The organism is Alicyclobacillus sp. CIJ1 (genome assembly GCF_057538885.1).
Window position 1 is genome coordinate 244362 of the sequence record NZ_BAAJPH010000117.1, and the last position, 23729, is coordinate 268090.

At 64.4% G+C, this 23729-nt stretch carries 24 protein-coding genes; 12 read left to right on the forward strand and 12 right to left on the reverse strand.

Features of this window, described 5'->3' with window-relative positions:
• Positions 1-4: 4 nt before the first annotated feature.
• The 4 genes from speB to AC27E8_RS10235 form a co-directional block, all read right to left on the reverse strand.
• A complete protein-coding gene (gene speB, locus AC27E8_RS10220; protein WP_014465816.1) occupies positions 5-892 on the reverse strand; it encodes an agmatinase in 888 nt (295 codons plus the stop codon).
• Positions 889-1728, reverse strand: coding sequence for a polyamine aminopropyltransferase (speE, locus tag AC27E8_RS10225; RefSeq protein ID WP_487099089.1), 840 nt, complete (start codon positions 1726-1728; stop codon positions 889-891). Before speE ends, speB begins: the two co-directional genes overlap by 4 nt.
• A gap of 199 nt (positions 1729-1927) precedes the next feature.
• Complete coding sequence (locus tag AC27E8_RS10230; protein ID WP_487099088.1) at positions 1928-3685, reverse strand: acyl-CoA dehydrogenase family protein; 1758 nt, start codon at positions 3683-3685, stop codon at positions 1928-1930.
• A 44-nt stretch (positions 3686-3729) separates the two neighbouring features.
• Entirely contained in the window at positions 3730-4713 is a 984-nt protein-coding gene (locus AC27E8_RS10235; protein WP_487099087.1) for an NADPH:quinone oxidoreductase family protein, read from the reverse strand.
• A gap of 203 nt (positions 4714-4916) precedes the next feature.
• On the opposite strand from AC27E8_RS10235, the gene AC27E8_RS10240 reads away from it, so the two are divergent.
• A complete protein-coding gene (locus AC27E8_RS10240; RefSeq protein WP_487099086.1) occupies positions 4917-6950 on the forward strand; it encodes a transglycosylase domain-containing protein in 2034 nt (677 codons plus the stop codon).
• Between the two features lie 132 nt (positions 6951-7082).
• Entirely contained in the window at positions 7083-8273 is a 1191-nt protein-coding gene (locus AC27E8_RS10245; RefSeq protein ID WP_487099085.1) for a pyridoxal phosphate-dependent aminotransferase, read from the forward strand.
• A gap of 54 nt (positions 8274-8327) precedes the next feature.
• Here the strand turns inward: AC27E8_RS10245 and AC27E8_RS10250 are convergent, their stop codons facing one another.
• Positions 8328-8570 carry a GAT domain-containing protein gene (locus tag AC27E8_RS10250; protein ID WP_487099084.1) on the reverse strand — a complete coding sequence of 81 codons (243 nt, stop codon included), beginning with the start codon at positions 8568-8570 and terminating at the stop codon, positions 8328-8330.
• 141 nt (positions 8571-8711) lie between these two features.
• On the opposite strand from AC27E8_RS10250, the gene AC27E8_RS10255 reads away from it, so the two are divergent.
• Complete coding sequence (locus tag AC27E8_RS10255) at positions 8712-9458, forward strand: hypothetical protein (protein WP_487099083.1); 747 nt, start codon at positions 8712-8714, stop codon at positions 9456-9458.
• A gap of 255 nt (positions 9459-9713) precedes the next feature.
• A complete protein-coding gene (locus tag AC27E8_RS10260; RefSeq protein ID WP_487099082.1) occupies positions 9714-9875 on the forward strand; it encodes a hypothetical protein in 162 nt (53 codons plus the stop codon).
• A gap of 67 nt (positions 9876-9942) precedes the next feature.
• Here the strand turns inward: AC27E8_RS10260 and AC27E8_RS10265 are convergent, their stop codons facing one another.
• The 3 genes from AC27E8_RS10265 to moaA form a co-directional block, all read right to left on the reverse strand.
• Positions 9943-10383, reverse strand: a complete 441-nt coding sequence (locus AC27E8_RS10265) for a Rho GTPase-activating protein (protein WP_012812009.1) — start codon at positions 10381-10383, stop codon at positions 9943-9945.
• Between the two features lie 110 nt (positions 10384-10493).
• Positions 10494-10700, reverse strand: a complete 207-nt coding sequence (locus tag AC27E8_RS10270) for a hypothetical protein (protein ID WP_487099081.1) — start codon at positions 10698-10700, stop codon at positions 10494-10496.
• Between the two features lie 63 nt (positions 10701-10763).
• Complete coding sequence (gene moaA / locus AC27E8_RS10275) at positions 10764-11789, reverse strand: GTP 3',8-cyclase MoaA (RefSeq protein WP_487099080.1); 1026 nt, start codon at positions 11787-11789, stop codon at positions 10764-10766.
• Positions 11790-11910: 121 nt separating this feature from the next.
• On the opposite strand from moaA, the gene AC27E8_RS10280 reads away from it, so the two are divergent.
• The 3 genes from AC27E8_RS10280 (at position 11911) to AC27E8_RS10290 (ending at position 14763) form a co-directional block, all read left to right on the forward strand.
• Positions 11911-12312 (forward strand): methylglyoxal synthase, encoded by a 402-nt coding sequence (locus AC27E8_RS10280; protein ID WP_014465827.1) that lies wholly within the window; start codon positions 11911-11913, stop codon positions 12310-12312.
• A 61-nt stretch (positions 12313-12373) separates the two neighbouring features.
• Positions 12374-13624, forward strand: coding sequence for an aminopeptidase P family protein (locus tag AC27E8_RS10285; protein WP_487099079.1), 1251 nt, complete (start codon positions 12374-12376; stop codon positions 13622-13624).
• Between the two features lie 200 nt (positions 13625-13824).
• On the forward strand, positions 13825-14763 hold the full coding sequence (locus AC27E8_RS10290; protein ID WP_487099078.1) for an alpha/beta hydrolase: 939 nt from the start codon (positions 13825-13827) through the stop codon (positions 14761-14763).
• A 60-nt stretch (positions 14764-14823) separates the two neighbouring features.
• On the opposite strand, the gene AC27E8_RS10295 is transcribed toward AC27E8_RS10290, so the two are convergent.
• From AC27E8_RS10295 to AC27E8_RS10305, 3 genes are all read right to left on the reverse strand, one after another.
• On the reverse strand, positions 14824-15222 hold the full coding sequence (locus tag AC27E8_RS10295) for a GNAT family N-acetyltransferase (protein WP_487099077.1): 399 nt from the start codon (positions 15220-15222) through the stop codon (positions 14824-14826).
• A 49-nt stretch (positions 15223-15271) separates the two neighbouring features.
• Positions 15272-15601, reverse strand: coding sequence for an MTH1187 family thiamine-binding protein (locus tag AC27E8_RS10300; protein ID WP_487099076.1), 330 nt, complete (start codon positions 15599-15601; stop codon positions 15272-15274).
• A 373-nt stretch (positions 15602-15974) separates the two neighbouring features.
• The gene (locus tag AC27E8_RS10305) at positions 15975-16079 is read right to left on the reverse strand and encodes a putative holin-like toxin (protein ID WP_487099075.1); all 105 of its coding nucleotides are present in this window, start codon (positions 16077-16079) and stop codon (positions 15975-15977) included.
• A gap of 338 nt (positions 16080-16417) precedes the next feature.
• On the opposite strand from AC27E8_RS10305, the gene AC27E8_RS10310 reads away from it, so the two are divergent.
• Both AC27E8_RS10310 and AC27E8_RS10315 read left to right on the forward strand, forming a co-directional pair.
• Complete coding sequence (locus AC27E8_RS10310) at positions 16418-17677, forward strand: MFS transporter (protein WP_487099074.1); 1260 nt, start codon at positions 16418-16420, stop codon at positions 17675-17677.
• 5 nt (positions 17678-17682) lie between these two features.
• The gene (locus AC27E8_RS10315; RefSeq protein WP_487099073.1) at positions 17683-19134 is read left to right on the forward strand and encodes a gluconokinase; all 1452 of its coding nucleotides are present in this window, start codon (positions 17683-17685) and stop codon (positions 19132-19134) included.
• A 136-nt stretch (positions 19135-19270) separates the two neighbouring features.
• Here the strand turns inward: AC27E8_RS10315 and AC27E8_RS10320 are convergent, their stop codons facing one another.
• A complete protein-coding gene (locus AC27E8_RS10320) occupies positions 19271-19981 on the reverse strand; it encodes a metallophosphoesterase family protein (protein WP_487099072.1) in 711 nt (236 codons plus the stop codon).
• A 418-nt stretch (positions 19982-20399) separates the two neighbouring features.
• Between AC27E8_RS10320 and AC27E8_RS10325 the strand changes: the two genes are divergently transcribed.
• From AC27E8_RS10325 to AC27E8_RS10335, 3 genes are all read left to right on the forward strand, one after another.
• Positions 20400-21992: a phytoene desaturase family protein gene (locus tag AC27E8_RS10325; RefSeq protein ID WP_487099071.1), complete on the forward strand. Its 1593-nt coding sequence runs from the start codon at positions 20400-20402 to the stop codon at positions 21990-21992.
• Between the two features lie 66 nt (positions 21993-22058).
• Entirely contained in the window at positions 22059-22679 is a 621-nt protein-coding gene (gene folE, locus AC27E8_RS10330; RefSeq protein ID WP_014465842.1) for a GTP cyclohydrolase I FolE, read from the forward strand.
• 30 nt (positions 22680-22709) lie between these two features.
• Positions 22710-23723, forward strand: a complete 1014-nt coding sequence (locus tag AC27E8_RS10335; protein ID WP_487099070.1) for a polyprenyl synthetase family protein — start codon at positions 22710-22712, stop codon at positions 23721-23723.
• The last annotated feature ends 6 nt before the right edge of the window (positions 23724-23729 follow it).

Genomic DNA, 23729 nt, shown 5'->3' on the forward strand with positions numbered 1-23729 from the left:
GACCTCACCGCACAAACGCGAGCAGGGCCTCGCGCACGATTTTCGCCGCGAGGATCTGCGTCTGCTCCGTCGGATCGATCTGAGGCGCCACCTCGACGAGATCGAAGCCGACGACGCGCAGAGCCTTCATGTACGTGATGGCGCGGAACGCCTCGGGCGCAAAGATGCCGCCGTGCTCCGCCGTGCCCGTGCCCGGGGCCGTGGCCGGATCGAACACGTCGATGTCCCAGGTGATGTACACCGGCTTCCCGTGCAACTCCGGCAGCACGGCGAGGAGCGGTTCGGCAAGCTCAAACGGCGCGAAGTGAGTGTGCTCGCGCGCCCAGCGGAACTCCTCGCGCGTGCCGCTGCGGATGCCGAACTGGTACACGCGATCCGGCCCGATGAGATCGCACACCTTCTTAATGACGGTGGCGTGCGAGAGCGGTTCGCCCTCGTAGTGATCGCGCAGATCGGTGTGCGCGTCGATGTGGATGACGCGCAGATCCGGGTAGCGCTCCGCCGCCGCGCGGATGGATCCCCACGAGACCAGGTGCTCACCGCCGAGGCCTATCGGCAGCTTGTCCGCGGCGTAGAGCGCCGACACGTACTGATAGATGCGCTCCAGGCTCTCCTCCGGATTGCCGAACGGAAGCGGAATGTCCCCCGCGTCAAAGTAGGCGATCTCGCTCAGGTCGCGATCGAGATACGGGCTGTACTCCTCGAGCCCGAGGCTCACTTCGCGGATGCGAGCGGGACCTAAGCGCGCCCCGGCCCGAAACGACACGGTCCAGTCCATGGGCATGCCGTAGATGACCGCCTTGGCGGCGGCGAAATCCTCCGTGGCGCCGATGAACACATTGCCGCTGTAGGCGAGCGGAAAAGGCTTCTCCACATCAAACGAGAACGTCATTCGCCGACGAGCTCCTTCACAAAGTTCGGCAGGACGAGCGACGCGTGGTGGATGTCGCGGTTGTAATACTTCGTGTCGTGCACCCGCACCTCGCGGACGTCTTGCGGGCGATACTTCTTGCTGCCGAGCGTGAAGCTCCACATGCCCGTCGGATACGTGGGCACGTACGCGAGGTACAGCTTCACGATGGGGAACGTCGCCCGCACGTCGCCGTACACCTGGCGGATGAGGTCCTGGTTGATGAACGGCGACTCGGTCTGCGCCGCCATGAGTCCGTCCTCCTTCAGCGCTCGGAACACGGACTCATAGAACGGGCGCTGGAAGAGCCCGACCGCTGGCCCCACCGGATCCGTGGAATCGATGAGGATGACGTCGAACTCGTTCGGATGCTCCTCGACGTAGCGGATGCCGTCAACAATCTGCACGTCGACGCGCGGATCCGAGAGGCCCGAGGCAATATGCGGGAAGTATTTCTTGGATGCCTCCACCACGCGCCCGTCGATCTCGGCGAGCACCGCGCGCTCGACCGACGGGTGTTTGATGACCTCGCGGATGATGCCGCCGTCGCCTCCGCCCACGACAAGCACGCTCTTCGGATTCGGATGCGTGTGCAGCGGCACGTGCGCTAGCATCTCGTGGTACACAAACTCGTCCTTGTCCGTCGTCATGATGCAGCCGTCGAGCACGAGCAGATTGCCGTACTGGACCGTCTTGTACACGTCGAGCTGCTGGTACTCCGTCTTCTCGCTGTGAATGGTCTTCTCTATCCGCAAGCCAATCGTCAGGTTGTCGTTCTGAAGCTCGGTAAACCACAGATTGGTCTGTGCCACGCTCATCCATCCTTTCTCGGGCGGTATTATATCAAACTCGCCAAAAAGGCCCGAGGACAAGCGTACCCAATTCGACTCAGCGAATCCAGTTGGAGTGGCGGGTCACGGGAGCGCTCATCCATTAGAGCCCCCGTCTGCCCCCCCTGTGCGCGAACGAGGCAGCCCTGCCGCAGGGCTGCCTCGACCACCGGGACCTATCACCCATTCAATCGATGGGATACCCGCCTTGTTCCACCACTGTGCGCGCCAACTTGCGCCGTTTCGCGATCCCGTCCGGATTGCGCAGACCCGCGAGATTGCGGATGGCGTCGAGCGCCCGCTCCCGCACGCCCGCGTGATCGCCAATCGCGGCGAAGAGCGCGACCGCGGCCTGTACCGCCGCCTGGATCTCGTCGTCCACCGCGACGCTGGCCAGCGCGGCATGCACCTCGGCCTGTGCCCCAGACGCCGCCTTTTCCGCGCGCGCCAGCGCGCTCTCCGCGGCGTAGAGCGAAATGGCGAGATCGGCCAAATGCATCGCGACCTCTTGCTCCGCATCGAGCCTGCCCGCGAACCGATCTGCCACCAGGGCGCAGCCGGCGAGGTACAGCGCGCGCATCTGCTCGATGGCCGCGCGCTCGTGGGCCGTCTGGCCACCGCCCACCTGCAGCGGCTTGCCCAGCGCGTCCACCGCCGCGGACAAGCGGGAGACCATCTCGGGTTGACGGCTCACGCGGCGCAGGAAGTGCGTCGGGATAAGCAGTCGGTTGATCTCGTTTGTCCCCTCAAAGATGCGCTGAATGCGCGCGTCGCGGAGCATCCGCTCGACGTGATATTCGCGAATGTAGCCGTATCCACCGTGGATCTGCACCGCCTCGTCGGCAGCCTTCCACAGCGTCTCGGAACCGTGCACCTTGCAGATGGCACACTCGATGGCGTGCTCGCGCAGACGCGTTTCCTTCTCGCGCGTCGGCAGGTCGCCGTCGAGCGGCGCCAGCGCATCTTCGAGCATCGCCGCGGTCCGGTAGACGAGCGATTCGGCCGCGTAAATCCGCGCCGCCACGGACGCGAGCTTCGCCTGTGTCGCGGGAAACTCGGCGATGGCCCGGCCGAACTGGCGCCGTTCCGCCGCGTAGCGCGCCGCCACCGCCAGCGCCCGCTTCGCACCGCCCACGTTGCCCGCGCCGAGATTGAACCGGCCGAGATTCAACACGCCAAGCGCCACCGCGTGCCCTCGGCCCACTTCGCCAATCACGTTTTCCACCGGCACCGGGCACTCGTCGAAGATCACCTGGCGCGTGGACGATCCGTGAATCCCCATCTTCTTTTCCTCAGGCCCCAGGGAAATGCCCGGGAACGATTTCTCCACGAGGAACGCGGTAAAATGTTCGCCATCGATCTTCGCGTACACGACGAACGTGTCCGCAAACCCCGCGTTCGTGATGAACTGTTTCGTTCCCGAAATGAGGTAGTGCGTGCCGTCTTCACTGAGCCGCGCCACCGTCTTCGCCGCGAGCGCGTCCGATCCGGCCGTGGGCTCGGTCAGGCAGTAGGCGCCGAGATATTCCCCGCTCGCCATCTTCGGCAGCACGCGCTGCTTAACGGCCTCACTGGCGAAGTACGTGATGGGCAGCGTCGCGATGCAGGTGTGGTTGGAATGCGCCACACCGTACGCCCCCGTCATGCCGACCATCTCGCCCACGATGCCCTTGGAAATCTTGTCGAGCCCAAGGCCCCCGTACGCCTCCGGCACGCTGTGCGCGAGAAGGCCGAGATCGCCCGCCCGCTTCAAAAGCTGGACCACGAGGTCGAAATCCTCGGCCTCGATGGCATCCTGCTGAGGCCAGACCTCCCGCTCCACGAAGTCGCGCGCGGTTTTCCGAATCATGCGGTGCTCTTCGGTGAACTCCTCCGGCGTGTAGACCTCCGCCGGATCGGCCGAGTGCACCAAAAATTCCCCACCTGGCACCTGAACCTGTTCCATCGTCGAATCTCCCCTCTCGATCGCGGCGCGAATTGCCCTGGATATCACGACACGGACACGATGACCTTGCCGACCGTCTGCCGCCCCCCGAGCGCGTCCATCGCGGAAATCACGTCCTCAAAGGGGTAGACATGCCGCACCAGCGGACGAATGCGCCCCGCCTCATAAAGCTGGATGAGCTCCTCGTGCATCTCCCGGACCACATCCGGATACAGGCGGTGAAACAGCCCCCAGTGCACACCCACGAGGCTGTAGTTCTTGACGAGCGCGTGGTTCATGGGCGCCTGCGGGATGCGCCCGCTCGCAAACCCAATGACGAGCAGCCGCCCCTCGAACGCGATGCACCTGCGCGACTGGTCGAACACGTCTCCGCCCACCGGATCAAAGATGACGTCCGCGCCGCGGCCTGATGTGAACGCTTTCACTGCCTCCACAAAATCTCCGCTGCGGTAGTCGACGGCCTCGTCCGCGCCAAGCTGGCGGCACGTCTCCACCTTTTCCGGCCCGCCCGCCGTCGCGATGACGCGCGCGCCCGCGGCTTTGCCGAGTTGAATCGCCGCCGATCCGACCCCGCCCGCACCCGCATGCACCAACAAGACCTCGCCGGCTTGGATCCGCGCCAGGCGATGGAGCGCGTAATACGCCGTGTGATAGGTGACAAACATCGCGGCGGCCTCCGCCGGAGTCGCCCCCTCAGGCACGCGGTGCACCTGCGCAAGCGGCACCACCACCTGCTCCGCCAGGCCGCCGTGCGGCAGCTGCGGCAGGGCAATGACGCGATCGCCCACCTGAAACGTCGAGCCCGGTGCCACCTCTTCGATCACCCCGCACACCTCGACGCCTGGCGTGAAGGGCAGAGGCGGCTTCTCCTGATACTGCCCCTGGCAGACCAGCAGGTCCAGAAAGTTGAGCGCCGCCGCTTCGACGCGGATGCGCGCGCTCGCGGGCTGCATCGCGGGATTAGGAATCTCTTCAAGGCGCAGCACATCGCGGTGATGCCCCAATTCTCGCACGACCCACGCTTTCACGGCTCCTCCTCCTTTCGAATGTGAAACGAGGGTTCAAAAAAGAAACAAACGAACGATCCCTCACCTCTCTTTTCAAGTGTACGTGACCTCACTCTCTGTCGCAAGCATCCGCTTTCACGCAGACGGGACTTGGCATATTTTTCTTGACCCTGTCCACACTACCGATATGCCCATCTTCATGACGTGTCCGGAGGTCGCGAGCCATGCCGAAACCGTTCCTTTCTGACGCCGATTCCCCGCTTCCGCGCCGCGCACGGCGTTCCTTCGCCCGAGTCGCCGGCATGGCCTTTGGCGCCGCGTTTGGCGCCGGATTCATCGGCACTTCGCTCGTGCTCGTGAGCCTCAAACTGCTTCCTCTTCCGTCGACCGCAGACACCGCGCCGACCGAGCTGACGAGCGCGGACGGCCGCCCCATCGCGCTCTGGTCCCCAGCCGGACAGGCGCGCTCCATCCTGCCGCTCGGCGCCTTCCCTCGCTGGCTCGTCCAGGCCACGCTTGCCACGGAAGACGCCAATTTCTACCGCGATCACGCCATCAGCGTGCGCTCCACGCTGCGCGCGGTAGCGGTCAACGTGCGCCATGGCGAGATCGTCCAGGGCGGCTCCACCATCACGCAGCAACTCGCGAAAAACCTGTACCTCACCCAGGATCGCACGCTCGGCCGCAAGCTGCGCGAGGCCATGCTCGCCCTGCAGCTCGAGTTGCACGAGCCGAAGGACTGGATTCTGGACCGATACCTCAACGTCGTCTACTACGGGCACGGCGCGTACGGGGCACCCGCGGCAAGCGAACTCTACTTTGGCAAACCCGTTCAGTCGCTCGATCTCGCCGAGAGCGCCCTGCTCGCCGGCCTGCCCAAGGGCCCGACGCTGTACTCGCCGCTCGATCACCCCGAGCGCGCCAAGGCTCGCCAAAAAGTGGTGCTGGAGCGCATGGTGCAGACGGGTTACATCACCCAGGCCGAGGCCGACGCCGCGTACGCCGAGCCCTTGCACATCGCGCGCCACCAGCCGCCCACGCTTCAGGCGCCGTACTTCACCGACGTGGCGTTCCACGAGGCCAAGCGCATGGCCCGGCTCACGGACGGCGATCTCGACGCGGGCTACGTCCGCATTCACACGACGCTGGATCCGCTGCTGCAAAAGGCGGCGGAGCGAGCCATTCAGTCGACGCTGCCGAAGGGGAGTGAGCTCCAAGCCGCGCTCGTCGCCCTGGATCCGCAAACCGGCGCCATCCGCGCGCTGGTCGGCGGCCGAGACTACCGCGAGAGCCCGTACAACCGCGCGCTCGGCAAGCGGCAGCCGGGATCGACGTTCAAGGCGTTCGTCTACGGTGCTGCGCTCATGCGCGGTTGGACGCCCGCGCGCGAGGTGGACTCCAAGCTTACCACGTTCATCTACGGCCCGTCTCCCAAGGACGAGTACACGGTACACGACTACGGCGACATCTACGCCGGCCGCCCACTCACGCTGCGGGAAGCCATCGCCCGGTCAGACAACGTGTACGCCGTGCAGACGGAACTCGCCATCGGAGCTCAAAACGTCGTGGATTTCGCCAAGAAGCTCGGGATTCAAGAGGAGATGAAGCCTTATCCCTCCCTTGCCCTCGGCGTGTTTCCCGTCACCCCGGTGGAGTTGGCCGCAGCCTACGCGGCCTTCGCCAACGGCGGCTACAGGGTCACGCCACACGCGGTCGAATCCGTCGACACGCCGTACGGCCGCACGGTCCATCCACTCGAGAAGACGCGCGTCATCTCGCCTGAGCTCGCGTTTCAGATGACCGATCTCATGCAGAGCGTGCTCGCCCCCGGCGGAACGGGATATGGCGCTCGGCCGTACCTGCACGCCCCGGCCGCGGCGAAGACCGGGACAACGGATACAGACGCCTGGATGGTGGGTTACACGCCCCGGCTTGTGGTCGCGGTGTGGGTGGGTTACGACTCGGGCCGGCCGCTCACGGTGCAGGAGTCTCACCTCGCTGCGCCTATCTGGGGGAAGTTCATGGGGACGGCGCAGGCGCACCTGCCCGGGCCGTGGTACACGCCGCCGTCCGATCTCGAGGCCGTCCGGATCGATCCGCTGTCCGGCGCACTCGCTACGCCGCAGTGCGGCGCCGCGGAGACGGACTACTTCCTGCCTGGAACCGCCCCCACGGCCACGTGCCCGCTTCATCGGACGCCCGTCGTGCCCGAACCCGCGCCGAGCCGATTGTGGAACTGGCTGCGGCGGCTCTTCTAGCCCCGCTATGGCCAACGCGTTCCGCGATGCCGCTCGAGCGCGGGCAACGCTCGCTCCGGCGCGGAATCTTGCGACAAGTCGAGCGCAGCCTGTGGTACAATGGCGGAGAGTAATCCATGGGGGCGTGAACGAGTGGAAGAGCGTCTGTCGAGACGAGTCAGAACCATCCGGCCGTCGGCGACCATGAGCGTCGACAGCAAGACCAAGCAACTCATCGCCAAGGGCCAGCCGGTGATCAACATGAGCGTCGGCGAACCGGACTTTCAAACACCGGTCCCCGCCGCCTTCGCGGGCATCCGCGCCATCACCAACGGGCAGACCCGCTACACTGAGGCCGCAGGCACACTGGCCCTGCGCAAGGCCATCGCGCATAAGCTTCAGGTCGAAAACGGCCTTCACTACGCGCCGGAACAAATCGTGGTCTCAAACGGCGCGAAACACACGCTGTACAACATCTTCGTGACCATCCTCGACGAAGGGGACGAGGTGATTCTCCCCGCGCCGTACTGGACCTCGTATCCGGAACAGATCCGCGTGGCGGGCGGAAAGCCCGTCGTGATCGATTGTGGGCCCGAGACGGGGTTCAAGCTCACGCCAGACCAACTCGCTGCGGCCATCACGCCGCGCACGAAGGCGGTCCTGCTGAACAGCCCGTGCAACCCCACCGGGTCCGTGTACCACGAGGAAGAGTTGAAAGCGCTCGGCGAAGTCCTCCGCCAGCACGACATCTACGTCGTCCTCGACGAGATTTACGAGCGCCTGGTCTACGGCGTGAAACACGTGAGTCTCGTGGCCGTCTGCCCCGATTTGTACGATCGCGCCCTCGTCGTGAACGGCTTTTCGAAGGCGTTCGCGATGACGGGGTGGCGCCTCGGCTACGTGGCCGCGCCGCTCGATCTCGCCAAGGCCATGGCGAGCTTCCAAAGCCACTCCACGGGCAGCCCGGCGACCATGTCGCAGATCGCGGGCGAAACGGCGCTGGCGCACTTCGATCCAGGCGTGATCGACGTGTTCCGCCGCCGACGCGATGCGCTCGTGGCGGGGCTCAACAGCCTCGAGGGCGTGCGCTGCCTCGTGCCCGAAGGCGCGTTTTACGCGTTCCCCGATATCCGCGGCGTTCTCGGACGCCGCTATGAGGGCCAGGCCATCGAGTCGAGCGCCGACTACTGCGAGCTGTTACTGGAGCACGCGCTCGTCGCGAGCGTGCCGGGCGAGGCGTTCGGTGCGCCGGGCTACGTCCGCTTCTCGTATGCGGTGCGCGATGAGGACGTGATCGAAGCCGTGAATCGCATGCGCGAATTTCACAGCAAGCTCACGAATTAAGTTGCCCATGACGCGAGGGCCCCGGCGCTTCGGGGCCCTCCGCTTGTGTCGGCCTCACTGCGGTTCACTCGAGGCGCCCGGATGCGCGGGATGGATCTCCCCATGCGCATCGAGGATTTGGTGATCGTCTTGCACCTCGATGAGGCCCGCGTTGTGCAACGCCTGCAACACTTCGAAGAGACTGTCGCGCTTGTCCTCCGGCAGGGATCGCACAAATTGATTGATGTCCTGGGCCGGGGCTAGTTGCACGAAGTGCACTCCGCCGTACTTGGCGTACAAGTCGCGCCTGTACGTCATCCGCTCCCCTCCTCGCTGTGCCAACAAGCGTATTGTCCTCCGAAGCCGCCGAGCCTATGCCACTTGGGCGCATGCCCCGCACGGCCCTCAGGCGATTGTCATACGCTTTAGGAGCAGGCTGGGGAAGCGAGGTGGACTGTGATGAATGCCAAGCCCCAGAAGGCCGAGCGCATCCCCGGCGTCGCGCTCGCGAAGGCGCAGGCGTCGCGCCCTGCGAATGGGCGGGGAACGCGAAGAGCCGCCGCGCGATCCGGCGGGCGGAACGGCGCCCCCGCACAGTCGAAGGCAGGCAGCAAGGCGCCTGCCCCTTCACAGCTCCTGACGCCCAAGAACATGCAGGACACGCTGAAGACGGTCGGTAACCTGCGAAACATGGTGAAAAACTGGCTGAACTATCTCCAGCAGGCCGACAAGATGCTGGATACCTTCTACGTGACGACCGGGGCCCTGAAGGAGAGCGGCGTGCTCGACAAGCTGATCAAGTTCAAGGGCCGCAACTTGACAACCGAAGATTTCACCAACATTCTCGCCGCGCTCTTGTCATCGCCCCTGGCCGAGGGATTCCTCAAGGGATCAGGCGGCAACAGCGGCAACAGCGGCGAGAGCGCATCGGCGCATGAGACGGCCGGATCGGCGCAAAGCGCGCACTCCCAGCCGAGCGCACCCAATGCGGCGCCCATGCAGCAGCCGCCCCAAGCCCAACAGGCGCCCGGGCCCACGTACGCGCCGCCGGCCTACGCGCCCTACGCAGCCCCCATGCAGCCATACGCTGCGGCGCCGCCGATGTACGGAGCGCCGCCGTATCCGTATTATGGAGCGCCGCCCGCGCCTGTGCCGCCTCCGACAAGGCCCGCCACCGGGACGGACGGCGGTCGCGCGACCAACTGAACCCCGCGTCACAAGCCGCCTGGCCATTCACCCGGGCGGCTTCTTGTTCAATTTCGATGATTTGCGCATGTCCGAATCATCCCACACGCATGCCTCTGCGGTACAATGGAGACAGGACGAACCCGTTCGGGGAGGCGCCATGGCCGTGCGCAACCGGTGGATCTCCTGGTTCACGAGGTACTTCAGTTTCGCCGTGAACATCGCCCTGACCGTGGATCTTCTCTTTTTCCCAGCCCGGGCCCGCTTTGGATTCGCGTGCGCGATCACGCCTCGATGGTGGCCCTGTTGTGGCTCGTGAACCGCCGCTCCATCTACCGCGCGTTTCCGCAGCTCGTCGGTATTCGAGACGAGCCGGCTTCGGACTCGCGCGCACATCTTCCCGAACAGCCGCCGCAGTCACAGGACCCGCAGACGTAAAATCCCCCAAACACGGCGAATGGGCTGGCCCCTCGCCGCATCGGCGGGGATCAGCCCTCTTCTCGTTTCAGTCCTTCGTCTGCTTGGGGACGAACTTCTTAATTTCCTTCAGCGTCTTCTCGTCGACGGGCGGCCCATACTTTTTCACGATCTCGTCGACGTTCGTCGTCGGGCCGTTCTTCGTCGCGTCCGTGTACGCCTTCACAAACTGCTTGAACCGGCTCTCGGGCACGGGCAGGCCGAGCTTGTTCGCGAAGTTTTTCGCCAGCGACTCGACCTGGTTTGGATCCCGCCACGACTCCGGCGGAACGTTCTTGACGTCTTCGAGGATCTCAAAGATGGCCTTCCGCTTGCCGGCCAAGTTTTGCTTCAACACGTCGAGCGATCCCGCCGGCGGCTGCTGCGCTGCGACCGAAAGCGGTGGCTGATCCACCGGCGCCGCCGCCTGCTGCGGCCGCTTGGCCTTCGCCTGTGGCTTGCGCCCCTTCTTTCCGGATGAAGCCGCCATGGTTGCACCCTCCTCCTCGCATTGCCCCTACCGGAGCCTCTCCTCAGGGTATGCGAGCCGAAGAAAGGGTGTCTCGATTCACGCCGCCCAAAATGGCGCTGGCGGCGTACCTACGACTGCCTCATCTCGGGGCTCCGCAGCCGAATGTCGATGGCGGCGGCGAGAATCGCCGCGAGCACCATCAGCGCGCCGCCGATAGCGCCCCACCACTCACGATGCGCCGCACACACGAGAAGCGCAAACCCAGTGAACAGCATCAGGCTCAAGCCGACAAACGCCACCACAAACATGTGAAGGACCTTGCGCACCACCTTCACGAGCCTTCCCTCCGCGTGCTTGGTGACAGCATCATACCAAGGGATGGGCGAAACGAAAACAGGTCAACCTCCGATACGAGACATCTCCACTTTCGGCTTTCTCGCCGTCGCCTCGCTCCGCAGTTCCGAATATCGGTCCTGGCGGTTGCGCCACACATCCGCGACAAACGCCCCGATCTCCTCCTCCGACGCGCCGCGATCGAACAGCGGCCGAAGCGAGACGCCGCGCGCGCCAAACAAGCACGTGAAGAGCTCCCCTGCCGCCGTCACCCGGAGCCTCGTGCAAAATCGGCAAAACGGCCGGGAAACCGAGTGGATGACGCCAATCTCGCCCTGACCGTCGCGGTACCGATACCGCGTCGCCACCTCGCCTTCGCGCCGCGGAGGCAGCGGCTCGAGCGGATACCGCGCCCCAATCCAGGCGAGGATCTCGTCCGCCGTCACCACGTCCTCCATGCGCCAGCCGTTGGTCGTCCCGACATCCATATATTCAATGAAGCGCACAATCACGCCTGTCCCTCGGAACCGCTCGGCGATGGACACCACCTCGTCCTCGTTCCACCCGCGCCGAACCACCACGTTCACCTTCACCGGCGAAAGCCCCGCCTCCTGGGCGGCCTCGATGGCCGCGAGAACCCGCTGGACCGGAAAGCGCACACCGTTCATCCGCGCCGCCACGTCCGGGCGCAGGGCGTCGAGGCTCACCGTGACTCGCGTCAGCCCCGCCTTCTTCAGCGCCATCGCCTTCTCGCGCGTGAGCAAACTGCCGTTCGTCGTCATGGCAATCTCATGGAGCCCGGGCACGGCAACCACCTTTTCGACGATCTCGACGACCTCCCGGCGCAGAAGCGGCTCGCCGCCCGTCAGCCGCACCTTCTCCAGCCCAAGCGGCACGAGCGCCCGCACCAGCTTCGCAATTTCGTCCGGCGACATGAGCGCATCAGGGCGCAAAAACGGATAATTCGGCCCGAACACGTCACTCGGCATGCAGTACGGACAGCGAAAGTTGCATCGATCCGTGAGCGACACGCGAAGATCCCGAAGCGGCCGCCCAAGCCGATCCGTCAGCGCCTCTTCCCCCGTCGCCATGGTGCATCCCCCATTTCTCACACACCTTCAGTGTATCACGCGCGTCCCTCCGGTCCATCATTCCCCCAAAGCCACCTTTGCGCTACACTGGGGGCGTAAGATTTGCCGAGGAGGCACAGAGATGAACGTTGCCCTCATTGCGCACGACAACAAGAAGGACGACATGGTGAACCTGGCCATCGCGTATCAGAACATACTGAAGCACCACAACCTGTTCGCCACCGGCACGACCGGCCGCCGTATCCGAGAAGCCACGGGCCTCGAGGTCCATTGCTTTCAGTCCGGCCCGTACGGCGGAGACCAGCAAATCGGCGCCATGGTCGCGAACGACGAGATGGATCTCGTCATCTTCCTGCGCGACCCACTCACCGCCCAGCCGCACGATCCCGACATCACCGCGCTCCTGCGGATCTGCGACGTGCACAACGTGCCGCTTGCGACGAACCTAGCCGCGGCGGAGATCCTCGTCCGAGCCATTGAACACGGGCTGGCGGAGTTTCGACCGCGGGATCGCAAGCGTTAAAGGCCGGTCCACGTCCTCACCGGCCCCATCCGGTTAGCTCCATCTCGAGGAGGTCTCCTTCATGACGGAAACCATGAATCCGTACGCGAAGCGCCGGGAGGCGCTGTTTCGCCGCATCCCCGACGGCGCCATCGCGCTCTTCTTCGCCGGCCAGGCTCCCCACATGTCCGGCGATCACGCATACAGCCCCTTCCACGTCAACCGCAACTTCTTCTATCTGACCGGCATCACACAAGAACACTCGCGACTTCTGCTCGCGAAGCTCGGGGGCAGCGAACAGGCCATCCTCTTCACGGAGCACGTCTCCGAAGTGGAGGAAAAGTGGACCGGCAAGCGGCTCCCGGACCACGTCGCGCGAGAGATCTCCGGCATCGCGGAGGTGCAGGATCTCGCCCAATTTGAAACGACGCTCGGGCGCATGCTGCGCACCGGCGAATACGAGTGGCTGTATTTGGATGTCGAGCAGGACCGGTTTCACCAGACGGAAACCGAAGCCCATCGGTTTGCGCGCGCCTTCCGGGACAAATACCCGGCCATCGTCATCCGCAACCCGTACGCCGAGGTGTGCCGCATGCGCACGGTGAAAGACGAGGCCGAGATCGAATGCATCAGGCGGGCGATTGACATCACGCGCGAAGGCGTGTTGGCCATGATGAGAAACGCGCGGCCGGGCATGCGGGAATATGAACTCGAGGCGCACTTTGACTTCGCGCTCCGGTCCCGGGGCGTGCGGGAGCACGCGTTTCCCCCGATTGTGGCGGGCGGCGAGCGCGCGTGCGTCCTTCACTACGTGGACAACGACCAGGTGATTGAAGACGGCCAGCTCGTGCTCTGCGATCTCGGCGCGCAGTACGGCTGCTATTCGGCGGACATCACGCGCACGTTTCCTATCTCCGGTCGATTCACGCCGCGCCAACGGGAGATCTACAACATCGTGCTGGCGGCGATGGAAGCGACGATCGAAGCCATTCGCCCGGGTGTGACGACGAGTGAATTGAACGACGTCACGAAATCCGTGTTGGCGCAGGAACTGAAGCGCATCGGACTCATTCAGGACGACGGCGAAGTCGCGCGCTACTATTACCACGGCGTCAGCCATCGGCTGGGGCTTGACACGCACGACGTCGGATCGCCCAAGTGGCCGCTCGAGGCGGGCGACGTCATCACGGTCGAGCCAGGGCTGTACATCGCAGAAGAGGGCATTGGCATTCGGATTGAAGACGACGTGCTGGTGACGGAGAACGGCGCGGTCAACCTCTCGCTGAGCATCCCGAAGGACCCAGACGAGATCGAGCGCATCATGCGCGGGTGACGGAGCGCCCCGTGTCCGCCAGCGAGGCCGAGGGAGCTTTATGTCGCCCCTCGGCCGATCGCCAGGCTGTGCGCGACGATTGGCGCGCGGCTGAGGAGGTTGGCGCACCTTTGAAAGCGAATTCATCAGACAGCGGAGCGCGGCCCGCTCGATGGACCGGGCCGTGAATGGACGCGGCCGCACGGAAAGGATGAGGCACCTTGACGAACGCAGGTCGCTGGGTGTTGCGAATGGTCGTGGGCGTAGTCGTTCTCGCCATTCTAGCCTGGCTCGCCACGATGGCGATAGGATACGTGGTTGCAGAGAAGTTGACGCATCCCGCGCGCAAACCCATCTCCACGTCCCCTGCCGCGTATGGCCTGAAATACGAAAACATTCGCTTTCCGTCCCGCGTGGATCACCTGATGCTTTCCGGCTGGCTGATTCCCGCCGCGAGACCGACGGATCGCATCGTGATTGAAGCGCACGGGTATCGGCAGAACCGCGCCCTGGATCACCCGGCGCTGCCGGTGGCCAAAGCGCTGCACGACGCCGGTTTTTCCGTGCTCATGTTCGATTTCCGCGACGAAGGCGAATCGCCCGGCAGCGAGGTGACCGTCGGCGACTACGAGCTGCGAGACCTTCTCGGCGCCATCGATTACGCGCACAAGCTCGGCTACGACGAGGTCGGGCTCATCGGCTACTCGATGGGCGCGTCGACCGCGCTCGAGGCCACGGCGGCCGATCCGTCTGTGGACGCGACCGTCGCCGACAGCCCGTTTGACGATCTCGAGACCTACCTGCAGCAAAATTTGAGCGTGTGGACCAACCTGCCCTCGTTCCCCTTTAACGGGGAGATTCTGTGGGAGGTCAAGCACCTGTTCGGCCTGGATCCGAACGCGGTCGATCCGCTGAAACAGCTCGCGTCGGCCAAGCCTCGCCCGATTCTCCTCATCGCGGGGACCGCCGATACCACCATTCCGCCGGCGAACAGCGAGGCGCTTTACGACGAGCTGCATCGCCGGGATCCGGAGGATACGCTGTGGCTGGTTCCGGGAGCGAAACACGTGGGCGCGTACGATGTGGAGCCAAAGGCGTATCTGCAGCGTGTCGTCAACTTCTTCGAAGCGTACATGCCAGTGAAGGTCACGTCGTCGTGAGGCGGCCGCCTGCACGGAATGGCCCTGTGTGGAATCGCGCTGTATCCAAGGGTGTGCTGTTCAGCGCTTTCGCGGGATCAGCCACGCGTTGTCGGCCTTGTCAAAACCGATATGCGGGTAATACGACATCGCCGTCGGAGCCGCCAACAGAAGCAACATGACTTCATCCGACAGCGCTTCGCGCGTCACCTCTACCAGCCGCTTGCCAATCCCCTGCCGCTGATACGCGCGGTCCACGGCGAGATCGGACAAGTAGCAGCAGAAGCAAAAATCTGTGAGCGATCTCGCCACGCCCACCAGCCGATCGCCGTCCCACGCGGTGACCATCAGATCCGCCGCGTGGGCCATGCGCTCCATGCGAGCGAGATCGTCAACGGGGCGGCGGATGCCTGAGCGGCGAAACACGTCGGCCAATTGGGGGCCGGAGACGGGGCGCGTGGTGGAGTATTCGATGCTCATCCTGTGGCTCCTTTCGCGGACAGCAAGCTCGGCAGGCGCCTCAATCCTGTCATGGCGTATGGTTGTGCGCTCCTTCGCCGTTCAATTTCGCCAGCACAGCCGCGACCTTTTCGTCCATCGAATGATGGACGTCGCGGCGATCGTCGATTTTGATCACGGTCGACAGCCGCTTGGCGCCCATGGCCACGAGCGCCTCGTGCATCTCCTGAATTGCCGCAAAGATGGTGCTCAAATCGCCCTCGATGGTCGTGAACATCGGATCCAGCCGATAGTTCAGTGCTGGATAGCGCGCGAGCACGCGCTCAGCTTCCGCGACGAAGTGGCTCACGCTCGTCTCGCCCGTGCCGATGGGCGAAATGCTGACAGCGACCATGGCCATGCACAGTCCCTCCCATGCCCAACACGGCAATCCCCAAACACCAAGGCTAAACTGATGATATCAGAATCGTCGCGCGATGGGGGTTCTCCTCATCTGAACATCTCCGGAGCAACATCCCATCCGCCGCACACGCGCCGTTCGAGTGACTCGCTCGTCCATCTTGCCTATATATCCAATCCGTGGTGCGGTCTGGTGAAGGCTGGCCGCACATTGACGAATATCCGCAATATGGTACACTTAAACTGAAAAGAGCGCCGGAGTTGCAGCCTCCGGCGCTCAGGCACCGACGCCTGGGCAGTGTCCCTGCCCGTCGCTATCGAACCTGATAGCTGTGAGCAGTGACCGCCCCGAGGCTGGGAGACCTGGGGGGCGGTCACTTGCGCGTCAAGGCAAGAACCAGAGCCACAACAAGCGACAAGAGCGCAATCACAAACGGCCCAAATTGGATCCCCAGTGACACCGCGTCCGCCACTGTCATGGCCTCACCCCCTCCCGTTCTCGCGAGCGGGCAGGGAGTGACCCCCAAGGTGGTGCCCACCTGTAGCCTACCAAACTGGTTTCCATCCGTCACTGCACAAGTGAATCTTTCATAACACGGTTAGGAGATGTCCGCAGGTCTTCTGGCCCTGTCGCAACGCGAGGGTCCGCACCCGAACGCAGATCCCCCTTGCTCTGTGAAGCGCTTTCGTGTATGTTCGGTATATCGATTTCGTAAATCGTTTACTTCCTTTGCCGCTCCAGCACTGCGCTCCCGTGTCGGCTTCGGGCATGCCGCGCGCTGGCGTCGGCTATCCTGACTTGCAAGGGGGATTACTCGTGAAGCGCTGGTGGATTGGCCTGCTCATTGGCCTCGGCGTGCTCATCAACTACTTCGACCGAACCAATCTGTCGGTCGCAGCAACGCCCATCTCGAACTTATATCATCTGTCCGACGCCCAGATGGGCATCATCCTGTCGGCTTTCGGATGGTCGTACGCGGCCTTCCAGATCCCCGTCGGCGCCTTGCTCGACAAGATCGGCGTGAAGTGGCTAAATCGCCTCGCGACCATCCTTTGGTCCATCGCCACGTTCATGACGGCCGTCGTCAGCGGCATGGGGCTCATCATCCTGTCTCGCGTGCTGCTCGGCATCGCGGAAGCGCCCGCCTTCCCTGCGGCATCCAAGGCGACAGGCTACTGGTTCCCCGTGCGCGAGCGCGGCGTGGCCACCTCGCTGTTCGACGCGGCGGCGAAGTTCTCCAACGTCATCGGCACGCCGCTCGTCGCATGGGCGGTGACCACGTGGGGCTGGAAAGGCGGCTTCTGGCTCACCGGCGCGCTCAGCCTCGTGTACGCAGCCTTGTACTGGGCCTTTTATCGCGATCCGCACGAAACCCGGCTCTCCCAGGAAGAGGCCGAGCTGTTGCGCGAGGGCGGTGCGCAGCAGGCTGGCGAGGCGGAGGCCGGGATCGGCAAGAGCCTCGCATACCTGCTTCGCCAGCGCAAGGTCTGGGGGCTGACGCTCGGGTTTGCAGCCTACGGCTACTCGTTTTACCTGTTCCTCACGTGGTTGCCGAGTTACCTCGTCAAAGAGATGCACATGACGGTGCTGAAATCGGGCTGGTACACCGCTGGGCCGTGGCTCGTGGCCACCATCACCGATCTCGTCATCGGCGGTTGGCTGGTGGATCGCCTGATTCAGCGTGGGCACGACGTCACGCGCGTCCGCAAGACCGTGCTCGTGGTCGGCATGATCTTCGGCCTTGCCGTCATTCCGGCCGCGTTCACGCACAACCCGAACACGGCGGTCATCTTCATCGCCATCGCGCTCGGAGGCCTGGCGTTTTCGGCGCCGGTCGGCTGGAGCATCCCGTCGCTCATCGCGCCGAAGGGCACCGTGGGGCTCGTGGGCAGCATCATGAACTTCGTCAACAACCTGATGAGCATCGTGGCGCCCATCGTCACGGGGTTTGTGGTGCAGAGGACGGGATCGTTCGAATCCGCGTTTGTCATCGCGGGCGTGGTGCTGTTGCTTGGCATCTTGTTCTACGTGTTCATGCTCGGTAAGATTGAGCCGATTCCGGATCCGAAGGTGTGACTGCGGTGAATCGAGAGATCTGTATCGTGGGCTTGGATTTGGGTACCACGTCCATCAAAGCGGTCGCGTATACACCGGCTGGCGAGCTTCTCGCCAGCCGTTCAGCTGTGGTGAAGACGGAGACCGGCCCGGACGGGCGCGCGGTGCAGAACCCGGACGACGTGGCGGATGCGGCGATGGCGGTGTTGGGCCATCTGGCCGCCGAGATCGCGCAGCAAGGTCGCCGCATTGTGGCGCTCGGCATGTCGGCTGCCATGCACAGCCTTGTGGCGCTGGACCCTCGCGACGAGCCGCTGATGCCGGCCATGACGTGGATGGACGCGCGGCCCGCCGAGGTGGCGCAAGCGCTCTGGGTGTCGCCGGACGGCCCAAATCTGTACGCGCGCACGGGCACGCCGATTCACGCCATGGCGCCGGTTTGCAAACTGGCGTGGCTGCGCCGGGAGATGCCGGACGTGTTTGCAAGAGCCCGGCGCTTCGTCTCCCTCAAGGAGTACGTGTGGCACCGCCTGTTTGGCGAGTGGGTGTGCGATCCGGCCATCGCCTCGGCCACGGGCTTGTTCGACGTGCAGAGGCTCGAGTGGGATCCGGATGCACTCGAGTTCGCGGGCGTCCACGCCGACCAACTGAGCCGCGTGGTGCCCTCCGACTGGAGCCAGCCGCTTGCGTCCTGCCGCCTTGCCCCCCGCCTGCCGCTCGCAGAGGGCGCACAGGCGGTCGTCGGCGGATCGGACGGCGTGTTGGCCACCTTGGCAGCGGGCGCCAAGGAGCGCGAGATGCTCGTGGCGACCGTCGGCACGAGCCTCGCCGTGCGCGCCGCAAGCCGCAGGCCGGTGACGAACGCCAGCCTGCGCACGTTCTGCTATGCCCTCGGCGAGGGCGAATACGTGCTCGGCGCGCCGAGCAATGCAGGCGGCATTGCCATCGACTGGCTCGTGCAGACGCTGTTGGGCCGCCCGGGGGAGATTGAGCAGTTGCTCGTGGCGGCAGGCGACGTTCAGGTGGACCATCTCCTCGCGCTGCCGTATGTTGCGGGCGAGCGCGCGCCATTTTGGGACGAGCGCATATCCGCCGCATGGGTGGGCCTGCGCCTGCACCACGGCCCAGCCCACATGGTGCGCGCGGCGGTGGAAGGGGTCCTCTTTCACATGCGCTGGCTCGTCGAGGAGATGCTGAGCCTCACCGAGGGGGCGCGCGGCGTGGTGCTCGCGGGCAGGCTGTTTGAACAGCCCTGGATTGCCGAGTCAGCCGCAGCGCTTATGCCCGTGCCCGTTTGGATGCAGGCAGACGCGGACGGCGCCGCCTACGGCGCAGCGATGATGGCAGGGCGGCGCGTAGGCGTGGACCTGCCGCCGCTCGCTGTGATGCCGGGGCCGCAGGCGAAGGCGGTTGCCCACGCGGATCTGGAGCGGCGTTACGCGGGCTGGCGAGAACTCGTCGAGAAGCTTCGCGCGTGAGGGCAAAGGATGACCCGAGCGGTGCAAGCAGATGAGCGACGCGCGGCACCTGGCATCACGGGGCCGAGGTCTGCAAAACCTCGGTCGCCCCGTGGCAGGACAAAGCTCAAGGCCGCGCCATCGGCGGGCACAAAGATTAAGGCTCCGCGACGGGCGGATTCAACATGTGATCCGCAAACTCCCCCGCCTTGGGAGCGCCCGACTTCCGGATCTCCGCTGCGGCACGCTCGAAGTCGTACAGCGTCTCTCGGAGTTCGATCTCGGTGCCGATGAGCGCCCAGCACGCGCCCCGCGCTGCGCTCGGAAGGCCGACGCTGCCCGCGTTCACGATGCGCTTGCCCGCCACCATCCGGTCAAACTGGATGTGCGTGTGCCCACAGACGATGATGGGCTCGCGCACATGGGCCACCATGGGCAGGATCTCCGCTTCTGGCGTGTCCCGCCGAATGGCCTCCTCGTCACTTCTCGGCGATCCGTGGACGAAGAGCACGTCGCCGAGCCCCTCCACATGAAGCGTCACGTGAGCCTTCTGACTGAGCAAGAACGCGCGTTGATCCGGCGTGAGCTGGTCATGACACCAGGCGTTCACTTCCGCAATCCAGCCCCGCACGCCTTGCTCCACGCCGTGGCGCTCGGCGACCTCCCGGTCGGTGTTGCCGCGGACGAAAGAAACGGGGCCGTCGAGCGCCATCACCCGCTCCAGCACCTGCCGGGGCTGCGGGCCAAAGGCGAGATCGCCCCCAAACACCAACGCGTCTGCGCCGGCACGCTCGACCTCTTGCAACACCGCGTCCAAGGCAGCCAGGTTCCCGTGGATGTCATACAAAGCCGCGACTCGGGTGGGCATGAAAAACCCTCCATTCTGGGGCGGAGCAGTTCCGCGCTTTCACGCGTTCGGACTTGTCGGACGTCGCTGACCTTTCGCTTGAATCATCATAACTGTTTGACGCATGCAATGCAGCACTGTTTCGATACGCGCCTCATGGAATTCTGACCTACGTCGCTCGCCACGCTCAAGCTTCATCATGAACTCGTTGGCCCATTGTTCCCCATCGAATTGCACTTGACTTTCCCATACAACTGTGCGAATCTACAGACGGCAGGTAAAATGTTCATCTCCCACTGGCCGGAGCCCCATGCTCCGTTCCCCGAGCATCGGCACGGTGCTCACGTGAAGGTGGAACGTGCATGCAAAACCGGCATCGAATCCTCCATAGGACAACCTCGCATCCCAGTCTGCGCTTGTCGCGACGGGAGGGTGTTTGATGCGCTCTCGTCCGATACGCTCCGTGGCAGTTGTAGGCGCAGGCATGGGTGGCCTCACTGCGTCCCTTTATCTGGCTCAGCGCGGCCACGAAGTCTTTCTCCTCGAACGAGCGAAATACCCGGGCGGGACGGCCGGCTTCTACACAAAGCGCGGTAGGGTGTATCCGACCGGCGCCACGCTGACATTCGGGCTTGAACCCGGAGGTCTGTTTGCGTCCATCCTGCAAGAGGTGGGCGTGCACCTTCCGCTCTACTCCGTGAACCACGTGATGGACGTCCGATTGCCGGATCGGAACGTTCCGGTAGTCGCGTCCAGAGCGGAATGGTTGGCAGCGCTGAAGACTTCTTTCCCCGAACGCGCCTCCCAGGTGGTCCGCTTCTGGCGCGCCGTGGAGAAGACCGCGCAAGCTGCCTATCTGTTTGCGAAGGCCCGAGCGGCACTGCCCGTTCAGGCTCGGGAAGACTTCCTGCACATTTTGGCCACGATGGCCGCGAACAAACTTATGCTCGGCTTCGGTGTCCAACGCCTGCGAGCGACCGTTGCCGACGCACTGCGAGAGTTCCATCTCGACGACTATGGCCCGTTTCGCCTCTTCATCGATGCGCAGCTGTTCGACGCGGTTCAGACCACGAGTGAGTGGGCCGCATGGCTTCCGTCGTGTCTCGCGCTGGATATCTACCGATACGGCGTGTGGCTTCCTCAGGGCGGCGTGCCGGCCTTGGCGGCGGCCATGGCGGATCGGGCGCGCACGCTGGGTGTCCATGTGCTGTTTTCGAACACTGTGGTGGACGCCACCTATTCCCACGCGTCGAAACAATGGTGCCTGAGGACGAATCGTGGGCACGAATTGTGTGTCGACGCCGTTGTCAACGCGACGGGAACGCGCGTGACGGCGCAGACCGACGAACCCGTGAGTGGGGACACCTCAGCATCGCAGGTGAGCGGAGCCCAGTGGGGCGCGGTACGGGTCGACGCGCTGATGAGTCGACAGGACGTTCAAGAAGCGTGGTTTCACTGGGATGACCTCCGTGCACCTTTCGCCATTCAAATCGCGGACGACGCTGGTGTGGACGCCCCTCACGAAGGGCCATGTGGTCCCCTTTACATCACGTTTCATCCGGAAGAGGCAGCGGAAGGCGACTCTGGCGCACCTACTGGCGATCACGCCATCCGCGTCACGGTCAGTGCCCATACCCGCCCTCATGACTGGCTGAACCTCCCGAAGGCGATGTATCACGAGCGCAAGCAGCGGTATTTGCAAGACATGTTCGAGCGTATCGACCGGCGTCTGCCCCACTTTTCGGAGCAATTGGTCACATGCTCGATGGGCACGCCGCTCACGTACGCGCGCTATCTGAACAAGGCCTGGGTTGGCGGCGTTCCGCTCACCGTTGCCAACGCCATCAGCCGGCCGAGAGGGCCGAAGACGCCCTGGCCGCGCTGGTACTTGGCGGGAGACACGGTGTTCCCAGGCCCCGGTATGCTGTCCGCAGCCTTGAGCGGCTTTTTTGCCGCGCGCTCCATTGATCCGCGCATCGGTCAACGGGCGTACAAGGTGGACGAATCAGCCAATTCGCTCGTCAGGCGCTGAGGACGCGATCGTCAAGCGCGGAAGATGGGACACGGGCCTTTCATACCCCAGCGAGGAGGAAGACCTATGGCGACGTTTCACGTCAATGCAAGGCAGGTGCAGCTTCAGCATCAGGCGAAATCCGTCGATACCGCACGGATTGAACAGGCAGTTCGGATGATTCTCGAAGCGATTGGAGAGGCGCCGGATCGAGAGGGCCTCGTCGACACGCCCGCGCGTGTCGCCCGAATGTACCAAGAAATCTTTTCGGGATTGCATCAAGACCCTCGGGACGAGTTGTCCGCTCGCTTTCACGTTGAACACGGCGAGGTTGTGCTGGTGCGGGACATCCCCTTCTATTCGATGTGCGAACACCACCTGCTCCCGTTCTTCGGAATCGCGCACATCGCCTACCTCCCGCACAACCATGTGGTGACGGGCCTGTCCAAGCTGGCGCGGCTCGTCGACGTCGTGGCGAAGAAGCCGCAGGTCCAAGAGCGCATGACGAACGAGATCGCAGACGCGCTGGTGGAGGCACTCGAGGCCGAAGGCGTTCTGGTGGTTGTGGATGCCGAACATCTGTGCATGAGCATGCGCGGCATTCGCAAACCGGGGAGCCGCACAACCACCGTGGCGACCCGAGGCCGTTACCTGCACCATCCACACGAGCGCGAGGAAGTGCTCCGCCTCATCCGTCTTGGGGGTTGACGCGCTCAAGTTCGAAACGGGGGAATCGCCATGCCCATCACGACCACGGCTCGCGACATGCTTCAGTCCATCGAGGAACACTTGGCCAGGGCGACCGCGTCCATCTCGGAGTCGCAGGGCGAGATCGAAGCCATGATTCGCTATCACCTGGGGGTGCACGCAATCCCGTCCGCTCGGCCCCTCGGGCACAGCAAGCGGGTTCGGCCGCTGCTTCTCCTCACGGCGCACGCCGCGCTCGGCGGAGACTGGCGAGCGGCCCTGCCTGCCGCCGTCGCGATTGAATACGTGCACGGATTTTCGCTGATCCACGACGACATCGAAGATCGGTCGCCTCTCCGGCGCGGGCGGGCAAGCCTGTGGGCCGTGTGGGGGGTGGATCGCGCCCTGAACGCGGGCGACGCGCTCTTCGCCCTTGCGTTTCGCGTCATGGGCGATCTCGCCGACCACTTCGACGCCCGATGGGTCGTCGAGACCTATCAGGCCATGACGGACGCGTGCATCGCGCTGTCCGCGGGACAGGAGCTCGATCTCGCCTTCGAACAAGTTGAAAACGTCTCCATCGAACAGTATCTGGCCATGGCGGAGTTGAAGACGGGCGCCCTCTTCGGCGCGGCGCTCGAGGTTGCCGCCATTTTGGCCGGGCAGCCTCCGTCCGTGCGTGACGACCTGCGAAACGCCGGGAGGAAGCTCGGGGTGCTCTTTCAGATCCTCGATGACTTCCATGATCTGTTCGGCCGTGAGGAGGATCTGGGAAAACCAACCGCGCAGGACGCCCTTCGCCGAAAGAAGACGCTTCCGGTCGTGCTCGGGCTCAGTCGCGATCGCGAATTTGCCGAGATGTGGCGGTGCCTGCGCGACAATCAGGAGATGTTGCCGCACCTGCGCGCGCGGCTCATCACCGATTCGATTCTGCGCGAGGCCATCGCCATCGAGGAACGGGTGCGCGCCGAGCTTCAGAACCGCATGGAGCGCGTGCCCTTCGTCGACGCTTGGAAGCCGGAGATGCTGGCAACCATCCATCGCCTCGTGCAGCGGCGGAGGTGAACGCAG